The sequence below is a fragment of the Chryseobacterium tructae genome, assembly GCF_030409875.1.
GTDB classification, from domain to species: Bacteria; Bacteroidota; Bacteroidia; order Flavobacteriales; family Weeksellaceae; genus Chryseobacterium; species Chryseobacterium tructae.
This window is the reverse complement of record NZ_JAUFQR010000001.1, coordinates 141633-167882: the sequence shown is the minus strand read 5'-3', so window position 1 is coordinate 167882 and position 26250 is coordinate 141633. Positions and strand designations below refer to the sequence as shown.

Below are 26250 nucleotides of genomic sequence, written 5' to 3'. Positions count from 1 at the left end.
ATCTAATAAAAAAATCAACATCTAAAAATGAAAACCAGAAATTAGTATTTTTACACGAGGCAATCAATTTACAAACAAATGACTTTCGGACAACAGTTATTCTTCTTCTTTAGTGCAATAGGAGCTTTCAATGGGCTATTGTTGGGGATTTATTTATTGTTTGTGAAAAAACAGAAAGATCTGTCTCATTTGTTTTTAGGTGTGCTTTTGCTTATGTTGAGTATTAGAATCGGAAAATCGGTTTTTATATATTTTGATCGTGATCTTCCAAAAATCTACCTGCAAATAGGCTTGTCGGCATGTCTTCTGATAGGTCCGGCCTTATATTATTTTATCCGCTCATTAGAGATTCGTAACCAATCTGATATACAGAGTTGGAAATATGTATTCGGAATCCTTACAGGAATAATCATTATAGGTGGGTATTTTATTTCTTATGCTGAATATCCATATTTATGGAACCACTATATAGTACAACTCATCTATATTGAATGGGCATTATTCATTATATGGGCAGGATATGAATATGTAAAATATATTAAAAATAAACAATGGGCATCTCAAACACATGTCTCTTCTATATATTTCAGTAACGTAATTATTTTTCTGGCCTATCTGTTTTTTTTAATAGGCTGGATAAAAGGAGCATATATCGCAGGAAGTATTACTTTTTCATTTTTATTATATCTCAATTTTTTATTCTTTTTCAACAGGAAAAATGAAGTTATATCGAAAAATGGGAAAGTAAATAAATATGCTAATAAAAAAATTCCAGAAGCTCAGGCAGATAATTTTGTTTCAAAACTGGAGAATTTGATGAAAACCGAAGAGCTTTATAAGAATCCTGATCTAAAGCTGAGTGATCTGGCGGTTAAATTGAATATCTCTTCCCACCGACTTTCACAACTGCTGAACGATAACCTCGGCAAAAATTTTTCTATATATATTAACGAGTATAGAATCCATGAAGCTTGTGAAAGAATACTAAATGCCACTCATCTTAAAATAGAAGAGATAGGTTATGAAGTCGGGTTCAATTCCAAATCTACTTTTTTCACTACTTTCAAAAAAATAAAAAAAACAACTCCTCTCCTTTACCGTGAGGCTTTTCAGGAAAATGAGGAGGTTCGTTGTAAACTATCATAATGCTATGTTCCGGTTTCCAATAAGTCGTATTTTATAATTCTGCACTTCTGAATTTCAATTTCAGAACTTTTTTTCTATAATTCTCTTATACTTTTGGCTTCATAAAATTTAAGTTATGAGGTAGTAAACCTGTCCAAAATTTAAATTTTTATCAATCATTTAAATTCTTCTCTAAAGCTCATATCTGGATATTTGAAAGTATAATTTCATGCACAATTCAGAATTTCAAGATCATTGAAAGAAACTGAAAATGATATCGATGAAAATATTTGAATAGAATCTAAACAAACTCTAAAAATTAAATAAAAATGAAAAAACAAAACCTGATTTTCGTATTAACTCTTTTTTGTTGCATGAATGTGTATTCACAAAACAATTCTAAAGCCCTAATAAAAGAAACAATAGAAATGTACTTTGACGGCTGGAAGAGAGGAGACACCCTGAAGGTAGGAAAAGCAATGCACAGTACTTGTAAACTTAAAAACCTGAAAGAAGATAAAGTAGTTGTCTTTGACAGGAAAACCTACTTAAGCGGGTTTAGGCCTAAAGCCACTGTCGAAAACATAGGGTCTAAAATATTAAGCCTTGATATCACCGGAAATATTGCCGCCGCAAAATGCGAGATAAAAACGGCGAAATATATTTTCATAGATTACTTTAACCTCATGTATACAGAAGGCAGATGGTACATCGTTGACAAAATTTCAACCAGAAAAGAGATATCAAAAGATAATTAGAAACTATAGAATGGTTTCAAGATATTAGCCTTATAGGTTTTTGAAACCTATAAGGTTTGAATTCTCAAAATTTATTTCAGCCTATACAATAAATTAGCTCTATAGCTATCTCCTATTGGGATCTCCAATTCAGGCAGACTTACTTTTTTAGCCCCGATACTTTTGATTTTATCAAGGTTAATAATAAAAGATTTATGAATTCTTACAAACTTATCAGGCAGCTGATTTTCCATAGATTTAAGCGTCTCAAGAACAATGTATTCTTCCTCAGCTGTTCTGATATTCACATAGTCCTTGATACTTCAATATAAAGAATTTCATTAAAGTTGATTCGATGCTGCTGCCCCGAAGATTTAACGAAGAAATGAGCTTCTTCATCGTGGAAAGAAAAGCGCTCCTGAGCCTTCATAGCACTTTTGAGAAACCTTTCAAATGATATAGGTTTCAGAAGATAATCAATGATATTATGTTCATAACCCTCTAAGGCATATTCCGAATAAGCTGTTGTTAAAATATATTTTTGTTTAACTCCGACAATTTTCATAAAATTGATTCCTGTAAGCTCAGGCATCTGAATATCCAAAAAGATGAGGTCTGAATCATTATTCTGAATATATTCTAATGCTTCAATAGGGTTTTCTGTAGAAAAAACCAGCTCAAGAAAAGGAATTTTCTGTACATATTGTTCAAGAAGTGAAATCGCCAGAGGTTCGTCATCAACAATGATACATTTTATTTTATTCATCCCGTAAATCAATTTTTAAATCTACAATAAATTCGGTTTCCGAGTTTTTGATATTAAGCTCGTGTTTAGGATATAATATTTCCAGCCTTTTCTTCACATTCTGAATACCAATTCCTGAAACAGCATCCTTCATTCTATCTTTTTTAAAATTCAAAAGGTAAAAATGTAATATTTCATCTTGGTCAGAAATTTTCAATTCAAATCCTTTCCCACGAAGATCCCCGTGTTTAAAAGCATTCTCTACAAATGGTACGAGTAGCATTGGCGAAATATTCAAATGAGGATGCTGAATATCTTTCTCCACAAGAATAAGCTCAGGGGTTCTGAGCCTCAGCTTTTCAAGTTCCACTAAACTGTCTATATAACCAATCTCTTTATCCAAGGCAATGAAGTCTTTTTCCAAGTCTTTTGTACTGTACCTCAACAGTTGCCCAAGTTCTTCAATGGCAGGTAAAGCTTTTTCTGATTTTTGATACACCAATGAATAAATATTATTTAAGGTATTGAAAATAAAATGAGGATTGATTTGCGTTTTTAAAGCCTTCAGTTCTGCACTTTTCTTTTCTTCTACTAGCTGAAGCCTTTCTGCATCAAGCGAGGAATATATTTTAAATAAAGAAAAAACAGTGCTTATAAAAATGGGAGTCACGCTATTGTAAATATTGTCAAAAAAATAATACCAAAACTCTGTTCCTTCCGGATAATTAATGATTCCGAAAAAATGCTTTAAGACTACTTCTTCAGTAAAATAACGTACCAAAACAAAGAAGGTTACACTGATAAAAAATCCAAGAATGGTCTTATACAGCTTCTTGATGTCAAAAAAACGATGAACAATAAAAAAGTAATTGAAATAAAAGCATATAAAACTGGTCATAAAATAAGTCAGCCCAAAGATAATATGCTCTTTATTAAAAATAAAATAAGGAACAATAATGGTACCTACTAAATACATCGTCCAATAGAAGATATGTAGGAAAAGCAATTGTTTTTGTTTCATATGTTAGCTATTCATTGTCTTTTAAAGGTCATATACAATCGCGTCACCTTCATCAATACTTATATTTACAAATCATGGCGATTTCAGAACACAAAAATAGCTGATCCGCCTCATCAAAAACCCAATTTTCGATAAACCGGCTTATTTTATCGACGAAAATAACTTCACAGGTTAAACCTACTCCTTCATCTAAAGGCTATTTCAAGGAGAGAGCATTGCCAATACCTTTGCTTCAGAAAATAACAAAACAGAACCTGATACTCACATGAAGCAACATATTCTCCTTATCACCGCATTCATAAGCTCTTTTACAGCTGGGCAAACAAAAGATTCTACCAACTATGTAAAATCAATCGAAACTGTGACTGTAAATGGTAAAAAAGCTTTGGTAGAGCGTAAGGTAGACCGTCTTGTTTATAATGTTCAAAACTCTATGTTTTCACAAGGAAGCAACGGTTCTGAAGTATTAGCCAGCACTCCACTACTTAAGATGGATGAAGAAAAAGGACTTCTTTCTATTGCTGGGAAAAATGGAGTTTCTGTAATGGTAAATGATAGAATGCTTAACCTTTCCGGAGCTGAATTGATTAACTACCTGAGAAATCTTCGTTCAGAAAACATCCTGAAAATTGAGGTAATCACCACGCCGCCGGCAAAATATGAGGCTCAGGGAAATAGTGGAATCATCAACATTGTATTAAAAAAGAATATAGATCTTGGCTGGAGTGGTTATTTAAACACCTATTACACTCAAAGAACGTATGGTAGCTTTGGAGGCGCAACAGGAATTAATTATCAGGATAAAAAGGTAAAAGCCACTCTAAAGCTTCAAGGATTTGATACGGCAAAACGTTCTGTAGAAAATTATCAGATCATAGGGAAAGAATCATCATTCAGCAGAGACGAAAGAAGGGATATGTATAAAGGTCTCGGATTGAATGCTAATGTTGATTATTCTCTTTCGGATAAATCGTCTATAGGATTCATTTATGATATCACCAAAGGAGATCTTGATATGGATATCTATTCGACACAAAATTATTTCACCGGAAATACCCCTACATTATTAACAGAAACAGATTCTAAGCATCGTTCGGCTTTTACCACACAAATGGTAAACACTTATTTCGATCATAAATTTGGAGACCACAAACTAAGCCTTGGATATAATTATTATGGAAATGTACCGGATACTCAGGTCAACTTTATCACAACAGATCTATCTGATTATTCAAAAGAAACGGTTCGAAATTTATCTGCAGTAGATTATAAAATTTCATCCGCACAGGCAGATCTTACTTTAAATTTCAAAAAACTACAGGTAGAAACCGGAGCCAAACACAGTCAGTTCTCCAACAATTCAACTATTGAATATTTTGATCTGAAAAATAATAACTATGAAATTGATTTGACTAAAACCAACCAGTTTGAATACAATGAAAAAAATTACGCGGCCTACATAAGTGCCAGTAAAGATTTTGGTGAAAAGTGGTCGGCCAAGGCTGGTCTCCGTTATGAATATGTTCAGACCAGCAGCTTCTCTCCTACTACACAATTACAAGCTGAAAACAATTATGGAAAGTTCTTTCCTACTGCTTATGTATCTTATAAAGCCAATAGCAGCAACCAGTTCAGTATTAATTATTCCAGAAGAATTAACCGTCCGAATTTTCACGCTTTGAATCCTTTCAGATGGTATTCCAATCCGCGCAGTTATTCTACGGGAAACCCTGAGCTACAGCCTTCTTTCAACGATAACATTGAATTTAATTATATTTTTAAAAATAAGCTTTCTACCAATCTTTATTATCAGAGAACAACCAATAATTTTGGTCAGATCTTATTTCTTAATGAAGAATCTGTTACCAGCAGCTATTATAATTACTACAATCAGGATACTTATGGTATAAATTTCAATTACACAGATACCTTTTTTCAATTCTGGGAAACCAATATCTCTACTTCTTTCAGCTATAATGAAACACAGATTACAAAATTCAATCTTATTCCAAAGAGCGGACAGTCCTTTTATTATTCTTTAAAGAATACTTTTCAGCTCAATAAGGCTAAAACATTTTTCCTGTTTGTTAATTATTGGGAAACATTGCCGTCCAGAGATGGAAATACCTATCAAAAAAATATGGGCAGCCTAGATGCCGGAGTGAAAATGAGCTTTATGGAAAAAGCTTTACAGGTTAATCTTTCAATAACTGACATCTTTAAACAGGGCAGATTTATAGGGGATGCTTATTATGCTGATAATACCCAGTCATTTAATAATTATTGGGACGCCAGAAGACTGAATATAAGTTTCACTTATAATTTTGGAAATCAAAAAGTAAAGTCAAATAATAGAGCTGTTAATTTTGAAGAGAAACAAAGAGCTCAATAATTTAAAAACTTTTAACCTTCTCTATACAAAAACTAATAACCGTGAAAATTTTAATTAACTAGAGAAGATAAAAGGATGGAGCTGGAAGAAAGAAGCTGGAAGTTAATTTTAGTCAAACAATGATAAACTATGGCCATAAAACGTCCTTGAAAAAGGATAAAAACACAAATATTTTAAGGTCTTATCACTTCCGGCTCCCAGTTTCAGCTCCTAAACTTCCATGAGTCACCATTACACTTATATTCAAATGATTACCTGCTTATTTTAAAACATTTAGAAACACCCTTTCATATAAGGAACCATGAAACATTCTAATTATGAAAAAAATAAAATTATGTAAGTACCTGTAACAAAGTTCCTTTTTTAACGTCTAACCGAATAGTAGTAAAAACATTATGAAAAAAACTCTATTCGTTATATCGCTGGCAAGCTCGATATTCGCTTTTTCTCAGGAAAAAAACAATAACGGTACCAACGAGAAACAAATTGACGGCATTGTCATCACTAAAACTAAAAAAGCCGTTGAACAAAAAGCTGACCGTACCATTTTTGATTTTTCTGAACAACCTCAGCTTAATAACGGGAATGTTCTGGAAGGTATTAAAAAGCTTCCGGGACTTGTTGCCACAGACATTGCAGGGATGATGTATCAGGGAAAAATGCTGGACGTTTACCTTAACGGAAGACCTTTAAATATTACCTCCAATGAACTGAATTCTTTTCTTGAAAGCATGCCCGCCAATTCTGTAGAGAGAATTGAGGTCGTTACCCAGCCCGGAGCAGAATTTCCTGCAACATCAGGAGGAGCCATTATGAATATCATTACGAATAAAAACGCTAATAAATATTTAAGTGCAACCTATTCCGGAAATTATACCTTCACCAATTACGATAAATACAGAAGCCGAACCACCAACTCTGTGAATTTAAATGCCAGAAATAAATATTTCGGATGGCAGCTTAATGTGGGACAAAACTATCGTGAAAGCATGATGAACAGCCAACAGGATGTTTTATTAGACGGTAAAACAGACCGATATGCTCGTGGGTATTTTGCCAAGTCAGGATTAACGTTTGATCTGGGACAAGATAAATTATTATTGAACTACGATATTTATCACAACAATAATGATAACTATACTTTAAGTAATGGGCTTGCAGATATTTTTGATAAACCTACCAACACTTTCAGGGAAGCAAAATTTGAAGCTTCCGATGCTGCGCGTACCAATACATTGAGACAGGAGGCAGTAGTAACTTATCAAAAGCGTTTTGCTGAGAAATCACAAAAATTGGATTTCCAGTTTGGTTTTACCAAAGCAGACAGCAAGTTTTTTCAGGATAATTTTTATCAACAAGGAAACTTTACAAAAAATGGTCAAGAGTTTTTTAATTCCGGTATGAATGATGTTCTTAACAATAAATCGGATATGAGGGTGGCTAATTTCAAAGTAGATTATGCTCAACCTATCAAATTGCTGGACGGAGGAAAAGTAAGCGCCGGAGGTTTGTATGAAAGACAGGATTATAATACCGAAAGTAGAGGATTGAAAAACCTGGAATATCATAGACAAACAGCTTCCACTTATCTTGAATTTCAGGCTAAATTGAAAAAATTTGATTTCACGTTAGGAGCCAGAGCTGAAAATTATGACATTTACGGGGTCACAAGAAAAGATAGCTTGGAAACTATTGTTCAGAAAGATCTGACACCATTTAAGAAATTCAAATTGTTTCCTAATGCGAGCGTACAGTACAATCTGATGAACCAGGTGTATATTGCCGCCAATTATAACAGAAAAATTAATCTGCCAAGTATTTCAGCCCTTAACCCGAATAACACCACATTCTCCGGGCCGAATACTCAGATCAATGGTAACCCTAATCTTCAGCCTACCATTTTTGATAACTATGAGTTGAAAATTTCAGCTTTTGATTATGCATTCATTGGATATAGTGTAAGCTCAGCAAGCAATCAGGTGGCACAGATCATAAAAAAAGATGGTAAAAATCTTTACAATGAACAGATTAATATCTCCAATATGAAAATTCATAATTTCAATATTGGGCTTCCTGTTCCGTTCCAGATTTTTACGAAGTCACTGGGTGAGATTATGAAATCAAACTTCAATCCTGACAAAATGAATTTCATGTACATTTATGCAGGATATCAGAAACATGATATTGACAATCTCAACAATAAAGGGTTCTGGATTCTCAATTTGATGACCCAGTTGATTCTTCCGAAAGATATTAAGCTAACAGCGAATTACAGTTATCTGACGCCAAAAGCTGGTTATTTCTACTTCACTGCAGAGAAACCATTTAACAATAACTTAGATATTACCCTGACTAAAAAGTTTATGAACAATCGTCTTACGGTATCGGTTTTTGCGAATGATATTTTTAATGGCCAGGTAATGCAGGTACGTTCCAATCCGCCATCAGGGGAAAGTGTAATGCTTAGAACGAAATACGATTCAAGAAACTTCGGAATTTCTATCAATTATAAAATTCCTACCAGAAATAAGTTGGCTAAAGAGGATCCGAATATCCTGAACCAAACTAAAAAAGAGGATAACGGCGGAGTGATGCAGCAAGGACAGCAATAGATTTAAATGATTAATAACCAAAAATGAGGCAGTGATACAATTACTGCCTCATTTTTATTTTTATTGATTTATAAATAATGAAAATTATATCTCACGCAGATTTTTTCTTCATAGAGTTACAGCACATTCACATTAAGATCTGCGAAATCTGTGTGATCTGCGAGAAAAATCTAACCCATTTAAAAATCTAAAGTTTGAAATCTCCAGCTCAGTGTATCAATTAATGTTAGCTGATTGAGATTTATAGGAAGATTCGTGATGATTTTCAATGTTTGAAGCGCCATCATACTTCCCACAATTCCTGGCAAAGCACCCAGAACACCCAAGCTGTCACAGTCCGGAATCTCTTCATCAAAAGGAGGTTCAGGAAATATATCCCGTAGGCTTTTGCTTCCTTGATGGTTGAATATGGCTACTTGTCCTGAGAATCCTAAAATACTACCGTACACCAATGTTTTTCCCAATGTCACACAGGTATCATTCACCAGATACCTTGTTGAGAAATTGTCTGAACCATCTACAATGATATCGTATTGAGAAAGTATTTCTGAAACATTGGCTGCATCAATCTTTTGCTCAATACTTATTACTTCTACCTGATGGTTAAGGTTGTTTACAAATTTTTCTGCACTCTTTACTTTCAGAGTTCCTACCTCATTTTCGTTATGAATGATCTGTCGGTTCAGATTGTGAAGTTCTACATGGTCGAAATCAGCAATGCCTATCGTTCCGACTCCTGCAGCAGCCAGATACTGAATTATGGGACTTCCCAAGCCTCCAGCTCCGATAACAAGAACTTTTGAAGCCATTATTTTTTTTTGCCCTTCTATTCCTATTTCATCAATAAAGATCTGGCGGCTATATCGTTTAAAAATATCTTCTCGTTCCATATTTAAACGCCACTATACACAGAATCCCAATCTTTCATTACCGGATCATATCCTGATTTTTTAATCATATTTTTAATTTCTTCCATGCTTCTTTCGTCACTGGTTTCAAATTGTTCCAACGATTCTTTATCCACAGCATATCCGCCCGGATTTGTTTTTGAACCAGCACTCATCGTTGTCGCGCCTAATGCCACAATATGATTGCGGAAAGTTTCATTTTCTCTTGTAGAGATCGAGATTTCAAGATCTTCATTCCAGATTCTGTAGGCACAGATTAGTTGTAGCAAGTCTCTATCTTCCATGATAAAATTGGGCTCAATAATCCCTTCTGCAGGTCTAAGTCTGGGAAATGATACTGAGAATTTACTTTTCCAGTACTGTTTCTGTAGATAATCAATATGAAGTGCATTAAAAAAACTGTCTACACGCCAGTCTTCCAGCCCAAGCAGTACACCAAGCCCCATTTTATGAATTCCAGCCCGTCCAATTCGATCAGGAGTATCTAATCGAAAATGAAAATTGGATTTTTTACCTTTCGGATGATATTCTTTATACACTTCCTGATGATAGGTCTCCTGGTATACCAATACAGAATGTACACCCTCTTCATGAAGAAGCTTATATTCATTTTCTTCTAAAGGTTGTACCTCAATAGAAATATTAGAAAAGTGAGGTCTCAATAAACGAACGGCTTTTTGAAAATAAGGAACTCCCACTATTTTATTGGCTTCTCCGCTTACCAAAAGGACATGGTTTACACCCATCGATTTAAGGACAGCTGTTTCTATCATCAGTTCTGAATCTGAAAGTGTTTTTCTTCTAAGATTATTATCAAGACTGAAACCACAATAAGTACAAATGTTCTGACATTCATTGCTCAAATATAAAGGGGCGTACAACTGAATGGTTTTTCCGAAACGTTTCTGAGTAAGAGCTCTTGTCATATTAGCCATTAATTCTAACTCATGGGAGGCTGCCGGTGAAAGCAGATTCAGAAAGTCATCCATCGATCTGTTCCTTTTCAGGAGGCTGGTCTTAACTTCAGATATCGTTACCTTCTCCAATCTGGCTTTTATTTCATCCCATTGATATTGTTCAAAAACATCCTTAAAACTATTCATCATTCTGACTTTTATTCAAACAAAAATGAAGTTAATGGACTTGAGGCTTCAGCATGATGAGCTATAGCTCCCAATCCTGATTCAAAAGCTCTTCTTCCGGCAATAACACCCTCTTTAAAAGCGACTGCCATGGTAACAGGATTTCTTGCCACCGCAATGGCTGTATTAACAAGAACGGCATCTGCTCCCATTTCCATTGCTTTTGCTGCATCAGATGGCGCTCCTATTCCTGCATCTACGACAACAGGAACATTACTTTGACTGATGATAATTTCTAAGAAATCGAGTGTTCTCAAACCTTTATTGGTTCCTATAGGGGCTCCTAAAGGCATTACTACGGCCGTTCCTGCATCTTCAAGACGTTTGCATAAAACCGGATCAGCATGAATGTAAGGCATCACTACGAAACCTAGTTTGGCTAATTCTTCCGTAGCATATAATGTTTCAATAGGATCTGGTAATAGATATTTAGGATCCGGATGAATTTCAAGCTTTACCCAATTGGTCTCTAATGCTTCTCTGGCCAACTGTGCTGCTAAAACCGCTTCTTTTGCTGTTCTTGCGCCTGAGGTATTGGGCAAAAGATGAACATTTGTATTTTTTAATGAGTCTAGTAAGCCATCCTCAGACGACTGTGCATCAATTCTTTTCAAAGCCATTGTTACCATATTGGATTCTGAGGCCACCACAGAAGCTGCCATATCTTCAAGACTTCCGAATTTTCCTGTACCTAAAAACAATCTCGATTCAAAGGTTCTGTCTGCTATTATTAATTTCTGATTATGCATGTGTAATTATTTATTTTTTTGAGGTCATTGTCTCAGCCTTGTCAAGGCTTTTAACTCCTTAATAATGGACGGCTGGTTGGTAATCTGCCCAGAAACTGCTACTCCATAAATTCCGATCTGTTGCAAAGGCTGAATATCTTCAGATCCAACTCCACCAATGGCAAATATTTTGGGCACCACGATTGCTTTTGCACGAAGCTGATCAATAATTTTCTGATATCCTTCAAATCCAAGAATGGGACTAAGTTTCTCTTTTGTAGCAGTAAATCTTAATGGTCCTAATCCAATATAATCACATGACTCCTTCATCCTCTGGAGAACATCTGAAATGGTATTGGCGGTTCCACCAATAATTTTATTTTTATCTAAAATAAGTCTTGCTTCTTCAGTAGAGCCGTCGCTTAGTCCTAAGTGAACTCCATCAGCATCTATTGTTTTCACCAGCTGAACATGATCATTGATGATACAGATTGATTGATACTCTGAACAAAGCTGCTTTACAGTTTCACAAAGGCTGGTCAATTCGTTTTCAGGGGCATTTTTCCAACGAATCTGTACCCATTGTATCCCATTATCAAGAGCTTTTCGGACGTTATGCTCCTGCTCTTGTCTTGTCATGCCTTGTGAGATGTATTGTAATTTTTCCATATGGACTATGAATATGTTCCCAATAAAGGGGATTACCTTTTAAAAATTGTTCGTTATATAGCTTCCATTTTTAGACGCTTTTTTAAAATTTTTTATCTTTTGCCAGTTTTCCAGGAGTAGTGATTATATAAGGGTACTCTTCCTGCATCTTTTTAAAACATCTAAAGGCTCATCACTCTCCCAAATTGCGCCTAGTAAAGCCACACCATCTACTCCAAGAGCAACAGATTCCTGAATCCGGCTGGAATCAATTCCTCCTAAGGCTATTAGTTTTACATCAGGATTATCTCTTTGCTTCAAACTTTCTTTAACTGTTGATCCAATTCCATATCCTTTTTTCGAAATACTTGGAAAAAATGGGCTTATGAAAGCATATTCCCACTCTTTTTCTAAAGCATTATAAGTCATAATATCATGAACAGAGGTTGAAATTATATTCCCATTCATAAAAGATTTATATTTTTCCGCCTTTCGATCTTCTTCTCTAAAGTGAAATCTGGAGATGTCATACTCCTTTCCGAGATCATAATGACTATGCAGAACCAGTTGAGCATAAAACGATGTATCGATAAGGCTAATAAAGTGAGTCATTTCTTCTCTGCTGATCCACGGTTTCCTAATATGAAGCAGATCCAACCCCTCACAAAACATTTGATTGATTATTTCTGATTCATTTGAAATTATGGCTTCAGGAGTGATGACGAGAATCATATATAAATTTCCTTTCCTTTTTCAATAAATTCCTGCGACTTGTCCAACATCCCTTTCTCTGCAGACTCACGGATTTCCTGTGTAATCTTCATAGAGCAAAATTTGGGGCCGCACATAGAACAGAAATGTGCAATTTTAGCTCCGTCAGCAGGAAGTGTTTCATCGTGATAAGATCTCGCCGTGTCCGGATCTAATGAAGATTGAACTGATCTTCCCATCTGAATTCGAATCTCGCTTTACTCAATGCATTATCTCTATATTGTGCCCCCGGATGCCCTTTTGCCAGATCAGCAGCATGAGCGGCCAATTTGTAGGTAATAACTCCTACTTTTACATCCTCTTTGTTAGGAAGACCTAAATGTTCCTTCGGCGTCACATAACAAAGCATTGCACATCCGAACCATCCGATCATAGCAGCACCAATACCCGAAGTAATGTGGTCATAACCTGGTGCAATATCTGTAGTCAAAGGCCCCAAAGTATAAAAAGGTGCCTCATGACATACTTCTAATTGTTTCTCCATGTTTTCTTTGATCATGTGCATCGGAACGTGTCCTGGCCCTTCAATCATCACTTGCACGTTATGCTTCCAGGCAATTTTTGTTAGTTCACCTAAAGTTTCCAGTTCTGCAAATTGAGCAGCATCATTAGCATCGGCTATAGACCCAGGACGTAGACCGTCTCCCAGAGAGAAAGCGACATCATACTTCTTCATGATCTCACAAATCTCCTCAAAATGAGTATATAAGAAGTTTTCTTTATGATGATAAAGGCACCATTTTGCCATAATAGATCCTCCTCTCGACACAATTCCTGTAACTCTCTTTGCTGTCAGGTGAATATATCTTAATAAAACTCCCGCATGGATGGTAAAATAGGAAACTCCCTGCTCTGCCTGTTCGATCAATGTATCTTTAAAAACTTCCCATGTCAGATCTTCCGGTACTCCTTTTACTTTCTCCAATGCCTGATAGATAGGAACGGTACCAATAGGAACCGGGCTGTTTCTGATAATCCATTCTCTTGTTTCATGGATATTCTTTCCTGTAGATAAATCCATGATCGTATCGGCACCCCAACGACAAGCCCAAACCGCTTTTTCCACTTCTTCTTCAATACTTGAAGACACAGCACTATTTCCGATATTAGCATTGATTTTCACTAAAAAATTTCGCCCGATAATCATTGGTTCACTTTCCGGGTGATTGATATTATTTGGAATAATAGCTCTTCCGGCTGCAATTTCATCTCTTACAAACTCCGGAGTGATTTTACTTTTGGGAGTATTCGCACCAAAGCTGTTTCCAATATGCTGGCATGCCATTTCTTTGGGTACCGTTGCAAGTTGTTCTATTTTTTGGTTCTCTCTGATAGCAACATATTCCATTTCAGGAGTAATAATTCCCTCTTTTGCGTAATAAAGCTGAGTGAGTTCTTTTCCTTCCTGAGCAACTTTTGGTTGATGATCGTAAGAAAAACGCAATTCATCAATTTTAGGATCTGCCAAACGGGCTTTTCCGTATTCTGATGTAATTCCTTCCAAAATAGTAACATCTTCTCTATCCAGAATCCATTGCTCTCTTATTCTTGGAAGCCCCTTTTGAATATCGATTGAAGCATTTTCATCCGTATAAGGGCCAGAAGTATCATAAATGGTTACCGGAGCATTTTCTTCAAAATTTCCATTGCTAAGCTTGGTGGGACTAAGCTGTATTTCGCGCATCGCTATGCTGATTGGATGAATTTTTCCTTCAACATAAATTTTCTTTGAGTTCGGAAATGGCGAACATGTAATAGGGTGAGCCATAAATATTGGTATTAAATATGAGAATTATCCGCCCTGAGTGGCAGTAATGATTAAAATTGAATCCTGATCGTTAAGAGGAGTTTCCGCCCAGACAGACAGCGGAATAATTCGATTGTTGAGGGCTACGGCAATTCCTTTCTTTTTTTCTGGTAATTCCATAGCCAATAATGCTTCCAGGTTTTCAGGAAGTACATCAAATGTTTTTCGGGTGTGGTTGATTATAAGTTCCATTCCTAATGATTTAAATATACTTTAGGAATGGCTATTATTGTACAATAGAATGTACAGCAAAAGTCATCTACTTTTCCCTACGCTGGTATGATCCAGATCAGGTTCAAAGGGTAAAGTCTCAGTCTGTAAAAACAGACACCCCTAAAGTGTGGGACGAAGTTAGTTATTTTTTTGAGAATGGGCAAAATCAAATTTTACCATAAAAAAAACCGACTCTATCGAGTCGGTTTTCATATGTTTTTAAAATAAATATTTTAATAAAAAAGCTTTAGTGTACCATCAGCATTGTATTGATTAGTCCACCATACTTCCTGCTTAGACGCCAGTTCACCACCAACATATTCTAAAGTAATTTTCTTTTGAGGATTGTTTTTAGACAATGATAGGTGAAAATGTTCGTCAAAAATATTTAGCTTTTTAAACGGATTGGGAGCTTTGTCATAATTACTAAATTCTATTTCCTGTCTTGTGACAAGATCAACATTATTCTGCATAGTTACAGTTTTTATACCCTTTAAATTTCCATCACTATAGTAAGTAAACCTATCAACATTTTTATAATTTAAATCACCATTAGGATATTGTGTCACTATAGCCACTAGTTTATTAGCCTGATATTGATAAATTAACTCTTTCTCAACTATACTCTCAACAATAAATACCAAACATTTTGCTATTCTTTGTTGATTATCAAGTTCAAAAACTTTTTTCCCTGAGAATATTTCACCGTTTGAATTTGAAATATAGGCAGATGTAGTGATCAAATTCCCATTATAAGTAACGATTGTATAAGCTTTATTTGAAAAAGCCTCAGTATACTCTGTTTCTTTAGGCAATTTTATTTTTCCCCCATTTTTTCTAACTACTCTATTTTGTGCATCATATTCAAAATAGTAGTTAGGATCCATGTACTCTGTAGTTGGAGACATCCCAGGAAAGTAGTATGATAATTTACTTACATTTCCTATCACAACCTCTTTCTCCATCTCAATTTCATCATTACTACTGGAGCAAGATATAAAAACCAACAATGTGGCTAAAAAAAATAATTTTAGTTTCAAGGTCATTTAGTTTTTTTTATTCTTCACAAGCTCTCCAAACCGCATCATTCTGCGGAACAGGGGCTATAATTTCAATTTTTTCCTTGGTAACAGGATGAATAAACTCCAATTTCCTTGCATGAAGATTAATTCCTCCATCGGGATTGGAACGAGGAGAGCCATATTTCAAGTCTCCTTTAATTGGTACTCCTGTTTTAGACAGTTGTGCTCTGATCTGATGATGTCTTCCTGTTTCAAGATCTATTTCAAGAAGTAGATAATTATCCAAAGTTTTGATCACATGATAAGTCAAAATAGCTTCCTTGGCACCTTCCGTTGCCTTTGGAAAAACAACGGCCTTATTGTTCTTTTCGTTCTTCTTTAAATAATGAACCAATCTCTGACTTTGAGGAATCATTTCTTTTCCTACAACCGCCCAATATGTTTTCTTCACTTCTCTATTCTTTACCATTTGAGTAAGACGAGAAAGAGCTTTTGAGGTTTTAGCATAAATTACCAAACCGGAAGTAGGGCGGTCTATACGATGAACCAAGCCGAGAAAAACATTTCCCGGCTTAGCATCTCTTATTTTAATAAAGTTCTTTATAGATTCCAATAGTGATTCATCACCAGTCTTATCGCCCTGTACAAGCTGGCCGACCTTTTTGTTCACTACCAGAAGATGGTTGTCTTCATATACAATCTGTTCCTTCATTATTCAGTCTACCTGTTTCTGTTTCTATTTGACATTGAAAGAATAATCCCCGCCAAAAGACCAATCGTTTTAAGCATTGCCAAACCTGAACTATCCGGTAAAAATGCACCAATTACACAAACTCCCGCCGCTGCATACATCGCATACATAAAGTTTTTATTAGTCAGCATAGGCGCCTGAATAAAGAAACTTGCTCCTATCAAAATATAGAAAACCTTTCTGGAAAGCAAATGATTGATATCAGGTGAAAATAAATTGAACCAGCCAATGGCTAAGCAAATCAATGCTGCAATAGATAATATTCCCTGAATAGATTGTTGTTGATTTTGCATGAATTAATTTTAATAACTTTCGTTTTGGTTAGGGAACTCTACGCTCTTCACATCTTTTACATATTGAGATACTGCTCCAGTAATTTCTGTATAAAGATCAAGATATCTTCTTAAAAACTTCGGACTGAACCCTTTGTTCATCCCTACCATATCGTGATATACCAAGACCTGACCATCACAGTCTGCTCCAGCTCCAATTCCAATGGTTGGAATAGAAATACTTTCAGTCACTTTTTTAGCTAGCTCTGCAGGAATTTTTTCCAATACTACAGAAAAGCAGCCTAATTCTTCTAAAAGCTGGGCATCAGCAATTAATTTTTCTGCTTCTGCTTCTTCTTTTGCTCTTACTTTATACGTTCCAAATTTATAAATTGACTGTGGAGTTAATCCTAAATGTCCCATGACAGGAATTCCAGCATTAATAATTTTTTTAATAGATTTTGAAATCTCTTTTCCACCTTCAATTTTCACAGCATGAGCACCGCCTTCTTTCATCATTCTTACAGCCGATTCCAATGCTTTCTCAGGATTACTCTGATACGTTCCGAATGGTAAATCTGCTACCACCAAAGCCCTGTCAGTACCTCTTACCACACTTTGAGCGTGATAGATCATTTGGTCTAGTGTAATAGGTAATGTAGTTTCAAAACCTGCCATTACATTTGCTGCAGAGTCTCCAATCAAAATAGCATCCACTCCACCTGCATCTACCATCTTTGCGGTGGTAAAATCATAAGCAGTAAGCATTGTTATTTTTTCCTTGTCGAATTTCATTTTACGCAAGGTTTCAGTCGTAACTTTTTTAATTTCAGAGTGAACAGACATAATTTATCTATTTTTTAAAAGTTAAAAAGTCGGCCATTTAGCCGACTTAAGTTTTTATGATTTTTATAAAACTACGTGACCGAGTTTCATGAGTTTGTCGTGATTTAGAATCTTAATGTTTCGTCCATCAACCTCTATCAGACTATCTTGTTTAAATTCTGAGATTAAACGGATAGCACTTTCAGTGGCTGTACCAATAATGTTGGCAATTTCTTCTCTTGTTAAAGAAATTTTAATAAACCCTTCAGGATCTACCCCTAATTTCTGTTCCAAAAGCAGCAATATTTCTGCCAACCTTTCTCGCACCGTTTTCTGGGCAAGGAACGTAATGGTATTGGAAGATTCTCCTAATTCGTAAGAAATTTTTTGAAGCATTACGAAAGACAATTGCGGATCTACCTCCAGAAGATACATAAAGATATCAGCTGGTAAGAAAACACACTCAATGTCTGTCATGGCTTCTGCTTTGGCTTGGAAATTTTCCCCGCAAAGCAAAGAACGATAGCCGATAATATCCCCTTCTTTGATAAATCTTAAAATCTGGTCTTTCCCAAATGCTCCCGACTTCGAAAGTTTAGCGGCTCCTTTTTCAAGAACGAACACTCCTTTTGGTGTTTCTCCATCCTCGAAAATAGTATCGTGTTTCTGAAAACTCAATCTTTTTTTACCGTTAATATATTTTTCAAAATCTGCGCTAGAAAGTCTTTCCTTAAATGATTTATCACTAAAAACTCTGGCGAACCTCTCTTCAATTGCTATCTGTTGTTCCTGCGGCATTTTATATGATATTTATCACAAAAATAGAACTTTTTAACTCGATAAACAAAAAAAATTGTTATAATTTTGTAGTTCAATAATTTAGGGAGGTGAGCGAGAACTGTTTTCATTGTGGTCAAGGTATAGAAAAAGAGAGAATTTTGTTTGACGAAAAGACTTTCTGTTGCAATGGCTGTAAGTCTGTTTATGAAATTCTAAATACAAATAATTTAAGTAATTTCTATGAACTTAATAAAGGGGCAGGAATTCGTCCAAGTGATGAGAGCTCTACCCAGTTTGCCTATCTAGACACTCCTGAAATTTTCGAAAAAGTTACAGATTTCTCTGAAGGAAACACCAGTCTTGTCACATTCAAAATTCCGGTGATCCACTGCTCTTCATGCATCTGGTTATTGGAAAGCCTCCATACTTTAAATCCTTATATTAAGTATTCTCAGGTTAACTTTACAAGAAAAACCCTACAGCTCTCATTCAATCATAACGATCTAAAATTAAGCGAACTAGCTAATTTCTTAACGAATTTAGGATACAAACCTGTAATCAGCCTTGAAACTGCTGAAAAAAATGTTGATCATCTTGATAAATCTCTTCTTATAAAATTTGCCATTGCAGGTTTTGCTTTTGGAAATGGGATGTTTTTAGCATTCCCCGAATATGTAGGTGGTGAAGATTACTGGATGGAACATTATAAAGGGCTTTTCAGAGTATTGATGTTCTTATTAGCTTGTCCTGTTGTTTTCTATTCCGCTTCGGATTATTATAAATCCGCCTGGTATGGATTAAAAAATAAAATCGTTAATATCGATGTTCCTATTGTATTAGGTATATTAGTCCTTTTTGGAAGAAGTATTTATGAAGTAGCAACAGAATATGGCCCTGGATATTTCGATACCCTATGTGGACTTCTTTTCTTTATGCTAATGGGTAAACTCTTTCAAAAAAGAACCTACAGTGCCCTTTCTTATGACAGAGATTACAAGTCCTTCTACCCTATTGCGGTAACGAAAGTAGACTTCGATGGAAAACAAGACAATATTCTTCTTTCTGAGGTAAAAGTAGGAGACAGAATTCTAGTTAGAAACCAGGAAATCATCCCAGTAGATGCTATTTTGATCAACGGAGAAGGAAATATCGACAATAGCTTTATTACCGGAGAAAGTGAAAGTATCAGTAAACAACCCGGAGATAAAATTTTCGCAGGTGGTAAGCAAATAGGATCATCTCTTGAATTAGAAGTTATTAAAGATGTAGATCAAAGTTATCTTACTCAGCTCTGGAATAAAGAAGCGTTCAAAAAACACGAGACAGGTCTTGACACGCTAACCAACAACATCAGTAAATATTTCACATTCATTATTTTAGGTATTGCATTGATCTCTGGAATCTATTGGGCATTTATTGATTTAGAGAAAATGTTCCAGGTTATTTCAGCAATTCTGATTATTGCTTGCCCTTGTGCACTTGCATTATCAGCACCCTTCACTTTTGGTCACATTATGAGAATTTTAGGTCGAAATAAGTTCTACGTAAAAGATACTCTAACAATTGAAAAAATAGCAAAACTAGACACCATTGTTTTTGACAAAACCGGAACCATTACCCACAGAAAGAAATCCAACATCAAGTATAAAGGCTCAGAGATTAATGAGTTCGATCAATTGAATATTAAAACCTTATTAAAGAATTCAAACCATCCGCTTTCCAAATCACTTTATGAATTTATTGAAGTAAATGACGAGTATTTCCCTGTTGAAAACTTCCAGGAAATTTCAGGAAAAGGATATGTAGCCAATATAAGAGGAACCCGTTATAAAATAGGATCAGCCCGTTATAATAACCAAGAGCCTAAAAATCTGGAAACAGCTGTTTATATTAGTAAAAATGATGAATTTTTAGGTAAATTTATTTTTAAAAACGAGTACAGACCTAAACTTAAGTATCTATTCCAGAAACTCACCAACTACAAAATATTTATTCTGAGTGGAGACAATTCCTCTGAGGAGAACCAGCTTAAAGAGCTTATTCCGAACTACAAAGGAATGGCCTTCAATCAAAGCCCGGAAGACAAACTTAATTACATCAAAAACCTTCAGGATCAGCATATGAAAGTAGCGATGCTTGGAGATGGGCTGAACGATGCCGGTGCATTAAAACAGAGCAATGTAGGTATTGCGATTGCTGATGACACCAATAGCTTCACCCCTTCTTCCGATGTGATCATGAATGGTGAAAAAGTAGTTACTTTAGACAACTATCTGAATGTCTGCAAAGGCTCTATCACAATTGTGAAAATGACATTTATAATCAGTTTTCTTTATAACATTGTTGGTTTAAGTTACGCAGTTACAGGACACATGCATCCGCTTTTCGCTGCAATTATCATGCCTGTAAGTTCCATCACAGTTGTCACCTTCACCACAGTTTCAACCTGGATATTGGGTCGCAAACACTTCAAAAAACAGGCTTAAACCCGCTTATTTAGACTGATTTTAAATTAGCTGAAATCGGCATTTCGTGATGAATGTCATTATTTTTCACTAAATTTGAACCCCGAAAATAGGTTAATTTTGTTGTCCAATGGATATTCTATATTTAATGATCGTCTGCAGTGTTTCTTTAGCTGCGATCTTCTTGGTCGTATTTATAGTGTATGCCAGAAAAGGGCAGTTTGAAGATGATGAATCTCCGGCTGTTAGAATTCTTTTCGATGATGAAGTCAAAGAAAAAGATGAAACTGGCAACAAGGATAAAGACGAAAAAGAAATAGGAGAAAATAATAAAAATTGAGAAAAATAGTGAATAGTTGATATGGAAACACAAAAGTTTAGTTATGACAATAGTATTGTCCGTGCGTTCCTCTATGCGACCATTATCTTTGGTTTCATAGGATTTACGTTCGGGCTTACGGCGGCATTAATGCTTTTCTACCCTGAATTACCTGAATTCTTATTCGGTACAGATGATACAACCATTAAAAGTTTAGCATCGGGTAATATCCAAGGGTTAATAAACACTCATGGAGCGTTTGGTTTTGGTAGAATAAGAATGTTGCACACCAATACCGTGATCTTCGCGTTCGTGTGTAATATTGTTTATGTAGGGGTATACTACTCTACGCAAAGATTATTGAAGACAAGAATGTACAGTGATACATTATCTTGGATTCACTTCTGGACATGGCAATTTATGATTGTTGCTACGTTCATTACATTCTTTATGGGGATTAATACTTCTAAAGAATATGCTGAACATGAGTGGCCGATCGATATTCTGATTGCATTCTCATGGATCATTTTCGGGGCCAATATGATTCTCACTATTTCAAAGAGAAGAGTAAGACACCTTTATGTTGCTATTTGGTTCTATCTTGGAACATGGGTAGCAGTAGCAATGCTTCACATCTTCAACAACCTTGAAGTTCCATTATCTTTCTCTGGCTGGAAGTCTTATTCTGCATATGCAGGAGCAAAGATGCCATTGTACAATGGTGGTATGGTCACAATGCAGTAGCATTTGTATTGACAACTCCGGTTCTAGGTTTAATGTATTACTTCTTACCAAAAGCAGCAGACAGACCTGTATTCTCATATAAACTGTCTATTATCCACTTTTGGTCACTAATCTTCGTATATATCTGGGCTGGTCCTCACCACCTTCAGTATACAGCTCTTCCAGCATGGGCACAAGCAGTAGGAACAGGTTTCTCTATTATGCTTATCGCACCATCTTGGGGAGGAATGTTAAATGGTCTTCTTACCTTAAGAGGAGCTTGGGATAAAGTAAGAGAAAATCCTATCCTTAAGTTCTTCGTAGTAGCCGTTACTTGTTATGGTATGGCAACGTTTGAAGGACCGCTTTTAGCAACTAAAAACATCAACAAAATTGGTCACTTCACTGACTGGGTTATCGGTCACGTACACTTAGGAGCTCTTGGATGGAATGGTTTCATGGCATTCGGGGTTATTTATTACCTGGTACCTATTATGTGGAGAACAAAAATCTGGTCTGTAAAATTAGCTAACTGGCATTTCTGGTTAGGTACATTAGGAATCATTTTCTATGCAGTACCAATGTATATTTCTGGATTTACACAAGGATTAATGTGGAAACAATTCAACCCGGACGGAACATTATTATGGAAAAACTGGTTGGATACAGTAACTGCGATTATTCCTTACTTTAAAATGAGATTCGTAGGAGGTTTATTCTACATTTCAGGAGCAATCTTAATGATTGTAAACGTAATTGCTACAGTAAGAAAGGATCATTCCAGAAAGAAGTTCCTGCTGAAGCTCCGGCATTAGCAAATATTGGTAACAAACGTAAAGAAGGAGAAGGCTTCCACCTTTGGTTGGAAAGAATGCCATTACTTTTAACAGTATTATCATTATTTACTATTTCAATCGGAAGTATGGTAGAAATTATTCCTACCCTTACTCTTAAGAAAAGTGTACCTACAATTTCTGCGGTAAAACCTTATTCACCGCTTGAACTTGAAGGTAGAGATATTTATATCCGTGAAGGATGTAACGCTTGTCACTCTCAGATGATCAGACCATTTAGAGATGAAATTACAAGATTTAACGGTAAAAACGGACAATACTCTAAAGCAGGAGAGTTCATCTATGACAGACCATTCCTTTGGGGATCTAAGAGAACTGGACCGGATTTACATAGAGAAGGTGGTAAAAACCCAAGTTCTTGGCACTATAAGCACATGTATAACCCAAGATCTACATCAGCAGGTTCTATCATGCCTCGTTACCCTTGGTTAATTGCTACGAACTTAGACAGATCTAAAATGGTAGATAAGATGAAGCTAATGAAGAATACATTTGATGTACCTTATACAAAAGCTCAAATCGATTCTGCAGATAAGTGGGCAAACAACCAATCGGCAAAAATTGTAAAAGATATCTTCTCTGAAGCAAATGACTTGAAAGAGGCTTATGCTAAGAGACCTCAGGGAGAATTAGAGAAAAAAGAGATTATCGCTCTTATTTCTTATCTTCAAAGATTAGGAACTGATATCAAAACAACTGAAATTAAAACAGCAAGTAATAACTAAAACATTAAAAGATCAGTATGATTCCTCAGAATTTTAAAGATATATTATCCAATACAGAAAATGCTGGCTTCTACCAGACACTGGCTCTAATTTTCTTTATGCTGTTCTTCGTTGCTCTGATAATTTATGTTTTTAGCAAGCCTAAGAAATATTATAAAGAGGAAGAAGAAGCTCCCCTTGGAGAGGATGAAGACGACGATTTTAATTTAAAAAATTAAACTATTTTTTATGAAACAAAGAACACCTGTTGTTGTAAACATCTTGATAATAATCGGACTTTTAATAGTTTTTTATTATTTGTTGTGCAGAGCTACGCGTTCCTAGCTTCGCCTTACTTCTGGGGAACTGTTGTAATTGCTGGTATCCTGGCATACATCCACAGTTCTATTGGAGATTTGATTGAAAACAACAAATTCAAAAAATTATCTCCAGAAGAGAAAGCAGCTTATTTGGCTGAAAAGAAAATTCCTTTCTTCAAAAGAATGTACGCTGCAGCTTTCAAAAAGCAATCTGACACAGAAGAAAAAGATATCCTTATTGACCACGGTTTCGATGGAATCATGGAGTTGGATAATCAATTACCAAAATGGTGGGTAGGTTTATTCTATTTTGGGACTGCTTTTTGTATTGTATATATTGCAGCTTATTCGTTTACAGATTTCGCTCACCCGTTAAGCGAATATGAAAAAGAATATAAAGAGCAATTGGCAAGTATTGCAGCTTATGAAGCAACCCAGCCTCCTGTAACAATTGAAACAGCTAAATATTCAGCTGATAATATCGCAGAAGGTAAAGAATTATTCAAAACAAACTGTGCATCTTGTCACAAAGAAGACGGTAGTGGAGGTATTGGTCCAAACTTAACTGATAACTTCTGGATCAACCAGCCAGAGAAAACGTTATTCAAAAACGTATTCCACATGGACTGGAATGGTTCTCCTACTAACCCTGCGATGAGAGCATTTGGTAAAAACGGAGAAGTTTCTGGAGCTGAAATTGAAAAGATTGCAGCTTATGTATATCACATCAACCAGGAATTACCACCAGTAACTCAGGCTCAAGGAGGAGCTGCTCCTCAAGGAACTGAAGCACACTGGGAAAAAGAATAATTTAGAAAAATTAGAAACATATGAAAAAAACATAATTTGTTATTACCTTAAAAATAGTAACGAATTATGTTTTTTCTTTTTTAAACACATTACAATATGTCAGACATAGAAGAAATAGAAGTACGAGGCGGACAGGGACAGGTTCTGGACCCTGAAACTTACAGAGATTCTATAGGGACAATGGAGCAATCCGGTAAAAGAAGATGGGTATTTCCAAGAAAACCAAAAGGAAAGTACACCAACTATAGAAACATTGTAAGCTATCTATTATTAATTATTTATTTTTCATTACCGTTTATCAAAATCAATGGCAACCCGTTGTTATTGTTTAATGTTATTGACAGGGAATTTTTCATCTTTGGACAGCCTTTCTATCCACAAGACTTCTTTATCCTAACTTTAGGTGCTATCGCATCCTTAATCTTTATTATCGTTTTTACGATTGCATTCGGAAGAATTTTCTGCGGGTGGATTTGCCCTCAGACAATTTTTATGGAATCGATCTTCCGTAAAATCGAATATTTGATTGAAGGTGACCGAAACAAGCAAATGAAGCTGGACAGACAGGAATGGAATAGCGAGAAAATCTGGAAAAGAAGCTTGAAATGGTCTGTTTACGTCATGATCTCATTAATCATTACTCACTTTATGTTTATGTATATCGTGGGCTATGAACAAGTTTTTAAAATTGTTTCTGAAGGGCCATTTGCGCATCCAACCAATTTTATCGTAATGATTCTTCTTACGGCCGCATTCTATTTTGTTTTTGCATGGTTCAGAGAACAAGTGTGTACATTAGTTTGCCCATATGGTAGACTTCAAGGTGTATTGATCGATAAAGATACCATCAACGTATTCTATGACTTCAAAAGAGGAGAGAACCGCTCAAAATGGAGAAAGGGAGAAGACAGAAAAGCAGCAGGTAAAGGAGATTGTATCGATTGTCATCAGTGTGTGGTAGTATGCCCAACAGGAATTGATATCAGAGACGGACAACAACTGGAATGTATCAACTGTACAGCATGTATTGATGCTTGTGACGAAGTCATGGAAAAAGTAGGCCTTCCGAAAGGACTAGTCAGATATGCTTCTGAAAATGAAATTGAGAAAGAAACTCAATTTAAATTTACGGGAAGAATGAAAGGCTTCAGTATATTCTTATTGCTTTTGGTAGGATTCCTTGGATATCTGCTTTACAGCCGTGGTGAAATGGAGGCTAAATTCATTAAGCCAGCAGGAAGTACATTCTTTGTGAAAGAAGGAAAAATTATCAATACTTATAATTATACATTCCTGAATAAGACCAATGAGAAGAAAATCGTTACCATCAAGGTAATGGAACCTGCTCATGGAGAGATTACTTATAGTGCTTCAAGTAAAATTCCTGTAGAAAGGGATAAAATTTCTAAAGGAACAATTAATATCAGTTTCCCGGAAAATGAAATGAAGCTATCTAAACAAAACATTACAATCGGAGTTTATGACATGAAAGGTAAACTTATCGATTCTTATCAGACTTATTTTGAAGGACCATTCAAACTGCAATTTTAATTAGA

At 35.5% G+C, this 26250-nt stretch carries 22 protein-coding genes, 3 pseudogenes and 1 riboswitch; of the genes and pseudogenes, 10 read left to right on the top strand and 15 right to left on the bottom strand.

Annotated features, from left to right (window positions below):
- Positions 1 to 78 precede the first annotated feature (78 nt).
- Complete coding sequence (locus tag QWZ06_RS00800) at positions 79 to 1146, top strand: helix-turn-helix domain-containing protein (RefSeq protein WP_290295249.1); 1068 nt, start codon at positions 79 to 81, stop codon at positions 1144 to 1146.
- 308 nt (positions 1147 to 1454) lie between these two features.
- The gene (locus QWZ06_RS00795) at positions 1455 to 1883 is read left to right on the top strand and encodes a nuclear transport factor 2 family protein (RefSeq protein ID WP_290295248.1); all 429 of its coding nucleotides are present in this window, start codon (positions 1455 to 1457) and stop codon (positions 1881 to 1883) included.
- Between the two features lie 71 nt (positions 1884 to 1954).
- Here the strand turns inward: QWZ06_RS00795 and QWZ06_RS00790 are convergent, their stop codons facing one another.
- From QWZ06_RS00790 to QWZ06_RS00780, 3 genes are read right to left on the bottom strand one after another with little or no spacing between them, the layout of a single operon-like run.
- Positions 1955 to 2170, bottom strand: a complete 216-nt coding sequence (locus QWZ06_RS00790; RefSeq protein ID WP_290295247.1) for a LytTR family DNA-binding domain-containing protein — start codon at positions 2168 to 2170, stop codon at positions 1955 to 1957.
- Positions 2167 to 2628, bottom strand: a complete 462-nt coding sequence (locus QWZ06_RS00785) for a LytR/AlgR family response regulator transcription factor (protein ID WP_290295246.1) — start codon at positions 2626 to 2628, stop codon at positions 2167 to 2169. The genes QWZ06_RS00790 and QWZ06_RS00785 overlap by 4 nt, the downstream gene beginning before the upstream one ends.
- Positions 2621 to 3628 carry a sensor histidine kinase gene (locus QWZ06_RS00780; RefSeq protein WP_290295245.1) on the bottom strand — a complete coding sequence of 336 codons (1008 nt, stop codon included), beginning with the start codon at positions 3626 to 3628 and terminating at the stop codon, positions 2621 to 2623. The genes QWZ06_RS00785 and QWZ06_RS00780 overlap by 8 nt, the downstream gene beginning before the upstream one ends.
- Positions 3629 to 3893: 265 nt before the next feature.
- On the opposite strand from QWZ06_RS00780, the gene QWZ06_RS00775 reads away from it, so the two are divergent.
- Together QWZ06_RS00775 and QWZ06_RS00770 are read left to right on the top strand one after the other, a co-directional pair.
- Positions 3894 to 6020: an outer membrane beta-barrel family protein gene (locus tag QWZ06_RS00775; RefSeq protein WP_290295243.1), complete on the top strand. Its 2127-nt coding sequence runs from the start codon at positions 3894 to 3896 to the stop codon at positions 6018 to 6020.
- A gap of 395 nt (positions 6021 to 6415) precedes the next feature.
- Positions 6416 to 8632: an outer membrane beta-barrel family protein gene (locus QWZ06_RS00770; protein ID WP_290295242.1), complete on the top strand. Its 2217-nt coding sequence runs from the start codon at positions 6416 to 6418 to the stop codon at positions 8630 to 8632.
- Between the two features lie 179 nt (positions 8633 to 8811).
- Here the strand turns inward: QWZ06_RS00770 and QWZ06_RS00765 are convergent, their stop codons facing one another.
- From QWZ06_RS00765 to QWZ06_RS00710, 12 genes and pseudogenes are all read right to left on the bottom strand, one after another.
- Entirely contained in the window at positions 8812 to 9522 is a 711-nt protein-coding gene (locus QWZ06_RS00765; protein WP_290295241.1) for a HesA/MoeB/ThiF family protein, read from the bottom strand.
- Between the two features lie 2 nt (positions 9523 to 9524).
- A complete protein-coding gene (gene thiH / locus QWZ06_RS00760; protein WP_290301280.1) occupies positions 9525 to 10643 on the bottom strand; it encodes a 2-iminoacetate synthase ThiH in 1119 nt (372 codons plus the stop codon).
- An 11-nt stretch (positions 10644 to 10654) separates the two neighbouring features.
- Complete coding sequence (locus QWZ06_RS00755) at positions 10655 to 11431, bottom strand: thiazole synthase (RefSeq protein WP_290295240.1); 777 nt, start codon at positions 11429 to 11431, stop codon at positions 10655 to 10657.
- Between the two features lie 24 nt (positions 11432 to 11455).
- Entirely contained in the window at positions 11456 to 12079 is a 624-nt protein-coding gene (locus QWZ06_RS00750; RefSeq protein ID WP_290295238.1) for a thiamine phosphate synthase, read from the bottom strand.
- A 123-nt stretch (positions 12080 to 12202) separates the two neighbouring features.
- On the bottom strand, positions 12203 to 12790 hold the full coding sequence (locus QWZ06_RS00745) for a thiamine phosphate synthase (protein WP_290295236.1): 588 nt from the start codon (positions 12788 to 12790) through the stop codon (positions 12203 to 12205).
- Positions 12787 to 14513 (bottom strand): annotated as a pseudogene (gene thiC, locus QWZ06_RS00740) (phosphomethylpyrimidine synthase ThiC). The gene QWZ06_RS00745 and the pseudogene thiC overlap by 4 nt, the downstream one beginning before the upstream one ends.
- Positions 14514 to 14621: 108 nt before the next feature.
- On the bottom strand, positions 14622 to 14828 hold the full coding sequence (gene thiS / locus QWZ06_RS00735; RefSeq protein WP_290295235.1) for a sulfur carrier protein ThiS: 207 nt from the start codon (positions 14826 to 14828) through the stop codon (positions 14622 to 14624).
- Positions 14829 to 14885: 57 nt separating this feature from the next.
- Positions 14886 to 14981: riboswitch (TPP riboswitch) on the bottom strand.
- 101 nt (positions 14982 to 15082) lie between these two features.
- Positions 15083 to 15895, bottom strand: coding sequence for a hypothetical protein (locus QWZ06_RS00730; protein WP_290295234.1), 813 nt, complete (start codon positions 15893 to 15895; stop codon positions 15083 to 15085).
- A gap of 10 nt (positions 15896 to 15905) precedes the next feature.
- Positions 15906 to 16586 carry an RluA family pseudouridine synthase gene (locus QWZ06_RS00725; RefSeq protein ID WP_290301279.1) on the bottom strand — a complete coding sequence of 227 codons (681 nt, stop codon included), beginning with the start codon at positions 16584 to 16586 and terminating at the stop codon, positions 15906 to 15908.
- Positions 16587 to 16591: 5 nt separating this feature from the next.
- Complete coding sequence (locus QWZ06_RS00720; protein ID WP_290295233.1) at positions 16592 to 16915, bottom strand: hypothetical protein; 324 nt, start codon at positions 16913 to 16915, stop codon at positions 16592 to 16594.
- 9 nt (positions 16916 to 16924) lie between these two features.
- The gene (gene panB / locus QWZ06_RS00715; protein ID WP_123909736.1) at positions 16925 to 17740 is read right to left on the bottom strand and encodes a 3-methyl-2-oxobutanoate hydroxymethyltransferase; all 816 of its coding nucleotides are present in this window, start codon (positions 17738 to 17740) and stop codon (positions 16925 to 16927) included.
- Between the two features lie 63 nt (positions 17741 to 17803).
- The gene (locus QWZ06_RS00710) at positions 17804 to 18517 is read right to left on the bottom strand and encodes a Crp/Fnr family transcriptional regulator (RefSeq protein ID WP_290295232.1); all 714 of its coding nucleotides are present in this window, start codon (positions 18515 to 18517) and stop codon (positions 17804 to 17806) included.
- 89 nt (positions 18518 to 18606) lie between these two features.
- On the opposite strand from QWZ06_RS00710, the gene QWZ06_RS00705 reads away from it, so the two are divergent.
- The 6 genes and pseudogenes from QWZ06_RS00705 (at position 18607) to ccoG (ending at position 26245) form a co-directional block, all read left to right on the top strand.
- A complete protein-coding gene (locus tag QWZ06_RS00705) occupies positions 18607 to 20985 on the top strand; it encodes a heavy metal translocating P-type ATPase (protein WP_290295231.1) in 2379 nt (792 codons plus the stop codon).
- 109 nt (positions 20986 to 21094) lie between these two features.
- The gene (gene ccoS / locus QWZ06_RS00700) at positions 21095 to 21304 is read left to right on the top strand and encodes a cbb3-type cytochrome oxidase assembly protein CcoS (RefSeq protein WP_290295230.1); all 210 of its coding nucleotides are present in this window, start codon (positions 21095 to 21097) and stop codon (positions 21302 to 21304) included.
- Positions 21305 to 21325: 21 nt separating this feature from the next.
- A pseudogene (gene ccoN / locus QWZ06_RS00695) lies at positions 21326 to 23585 on the top strand (cytochrome-c oxidase, cbb3-type subunit I).
- Between the two features lie 17 nt (positions 23586 to 23602).
- Positions 23603 to 23803 carry a cbb3-type cytochrome c oxidase subunit 3 gene (locus QWZ06_RS00690; RefSeq protein ID WP_076553235.1) on the top strand — a complete coding sequence of 67 codons (201 nt, stop codon included), beginning with the start codon at positions 23603 to 23605 and terminating at the stop codon, positions 23801 to 23803.
- A gap of 10 nt (positions 23804 to 23813) precedes the next feature.
- A pseudogene (locus tag QWZ06_RS00685) lies at positions 23814 to 24694 on the top strand (cbb3-type cytochrome c oxidase N-terminal domain-containing protein).
- A 96-nt stretch (positions 24695 to 24790) separates the two neighbouring features.
- The gene (gene ccoG / locus QWZ06_RS00680; protein WP_290295229.1) at positions 24791 to 26245 is read left to right on the top strand and encodes a cytochrome c oxidase accessory protein CcoG; all 1455 of its coding nucleotides are present in this window, start codon (positions 24791 to 24793) and stop codon (positions 26243 to 26245) included.
- Positions 26246 to 26250 lie beyond the last annotated feature (5 nt).

Excerpts from the sequence above, each read along its gene's own strand:
- QWZ06_RS00800 (WP_290295249.1), top strand. The coding sequence starts at position 79 with ATGACTTTCGGACAACAGTTATTCTTCTTCTTTAGTGCAATAGGAGCT.
- QWZ06_RS00795 (WP_290295248.1), top strand. The coding sequence starts at position 1,455 with ATGAAAAAACAAAACCTGATTTTCGTATTAACTCTTTTTTGTTGCATG.
- QWZ06_RS00785 (WP_290295246.1), bottom strand. The coding sequence starts at position 2,628 with ATGAATAAAATAAAATGTATCATTGTTGATGACGAACCTCTGGCGATT.
- QWZ06_RS00780 (WP_290295245.1), bottom strand. The coding sequence starts at position 3,628 with ATGAAACAAAAACAATTGCTTTTCCTACATATCTTCTATTGGACGATG.
- QWZ06_RS00775 (WP_290295243.1), top strand. The coding sequence starts at position 3,894 with ATGAAGCAACATATTCTCCTTATCACCGCATTCATAAGCTCTTTTACA.
- QWZ06_RS00770 (WP_290295242.1), top strand. The coding sequence starts at position 6,416 with ATGAAAAAAACTCTATTCGTTATATCGCTGGCAAGCTCGATATTCGCT.
- QWZ06_RS00765 (WP_290295241.1), bottom strand. The coding sequence starts at position 9,522 with ATGGAACGAGAAGATATTTTTAAACGATATAGCCGCCAGATCTTTATT.
- thiH (WP_290301280.1), bottom strand. The coding sequence starts at position 10,643 with ATGAATAGTTTTAAGGATGTTTTTGAACAATATCAATGGGATGAAATA.
- QWZ06_RS00755 (WP_290295240.1), bottom strand. The coding sequence starts at position 11,431 with ATGCATAATCAGAAATTAATAATAGCAGACAGAACCTTTGAATCGAGA.
- QWZ06_RS00750 (WP_290295238.1), bottom strand. The coding sequence starts at position 12,079 with ATGGAAAAATTACAATACATCTCACAAGGCATGACAAGACAAGAGCAG.
- QWZ06_RS00745 (WP_290295236.1), bottom strand. The coding sequence starts at position 12,790 with ATGATTCTCGTCATCACTCCTGAAGCCATAATTTCAAATGAATCAGAA.
- thiS (WP_290295235.1), bottom strand. The coding sequence starts at position 14,828 with ATGGAACTTATAATCAACCACACCCGAAAAACATTTGATGTACTTCCT.
- QWZ06_RS00730 (WP_290295234.1), bottom strand. The coding sequence starts at position 15,895 with ATGACCTTGAAACTAAAATTATTTTTTTTAGCCACATTGTTGGTTTTT.
- QWZ06_RS00720 (WP_290295233.1), bottom strand. The coding sequence starts at position 16,915 with ATGCAAAATCAACAACAATCTATTCAGGGAATATTATCTATTGCAGCA.
- panB (WP_123909736.1), bottom strand. The coding sequence starts at position 17,740 with ATGTCTGTTCACTCTGAAATTAAAAAAGTTACGACTGAAACCTTGCGT.
- QWZ06_RS00710 (WP_290295232.1), bottom strand. The coding sequence starts at position 18,517 with ATGCCGCAGGAACAACAGATAGCAATTGAAGAGAGGTTCGCCAGAGTT.
- ccoS (WP_290295230.1), top strand. The coding sequence starts at position 21,095 with ATGGATATTCTATATTTAATGATCGTCTGCAGTGTTTCTTTAGCTGCG.
- QWZ06_RS00690 (WP_076553235.1), top strand. The coding sequence starts at position 23,603 with ATGATTCCTCAGAATTTTAAAGATATATTATCCAATACAGAAAATGCT.
- ccoG (WP_290295229.1), top strand. The coding sequence starts at position 24,791 with ATGTCAGACATAGAAGAAATAGAAGTACGAGGCGGACAGGGACAGGTT.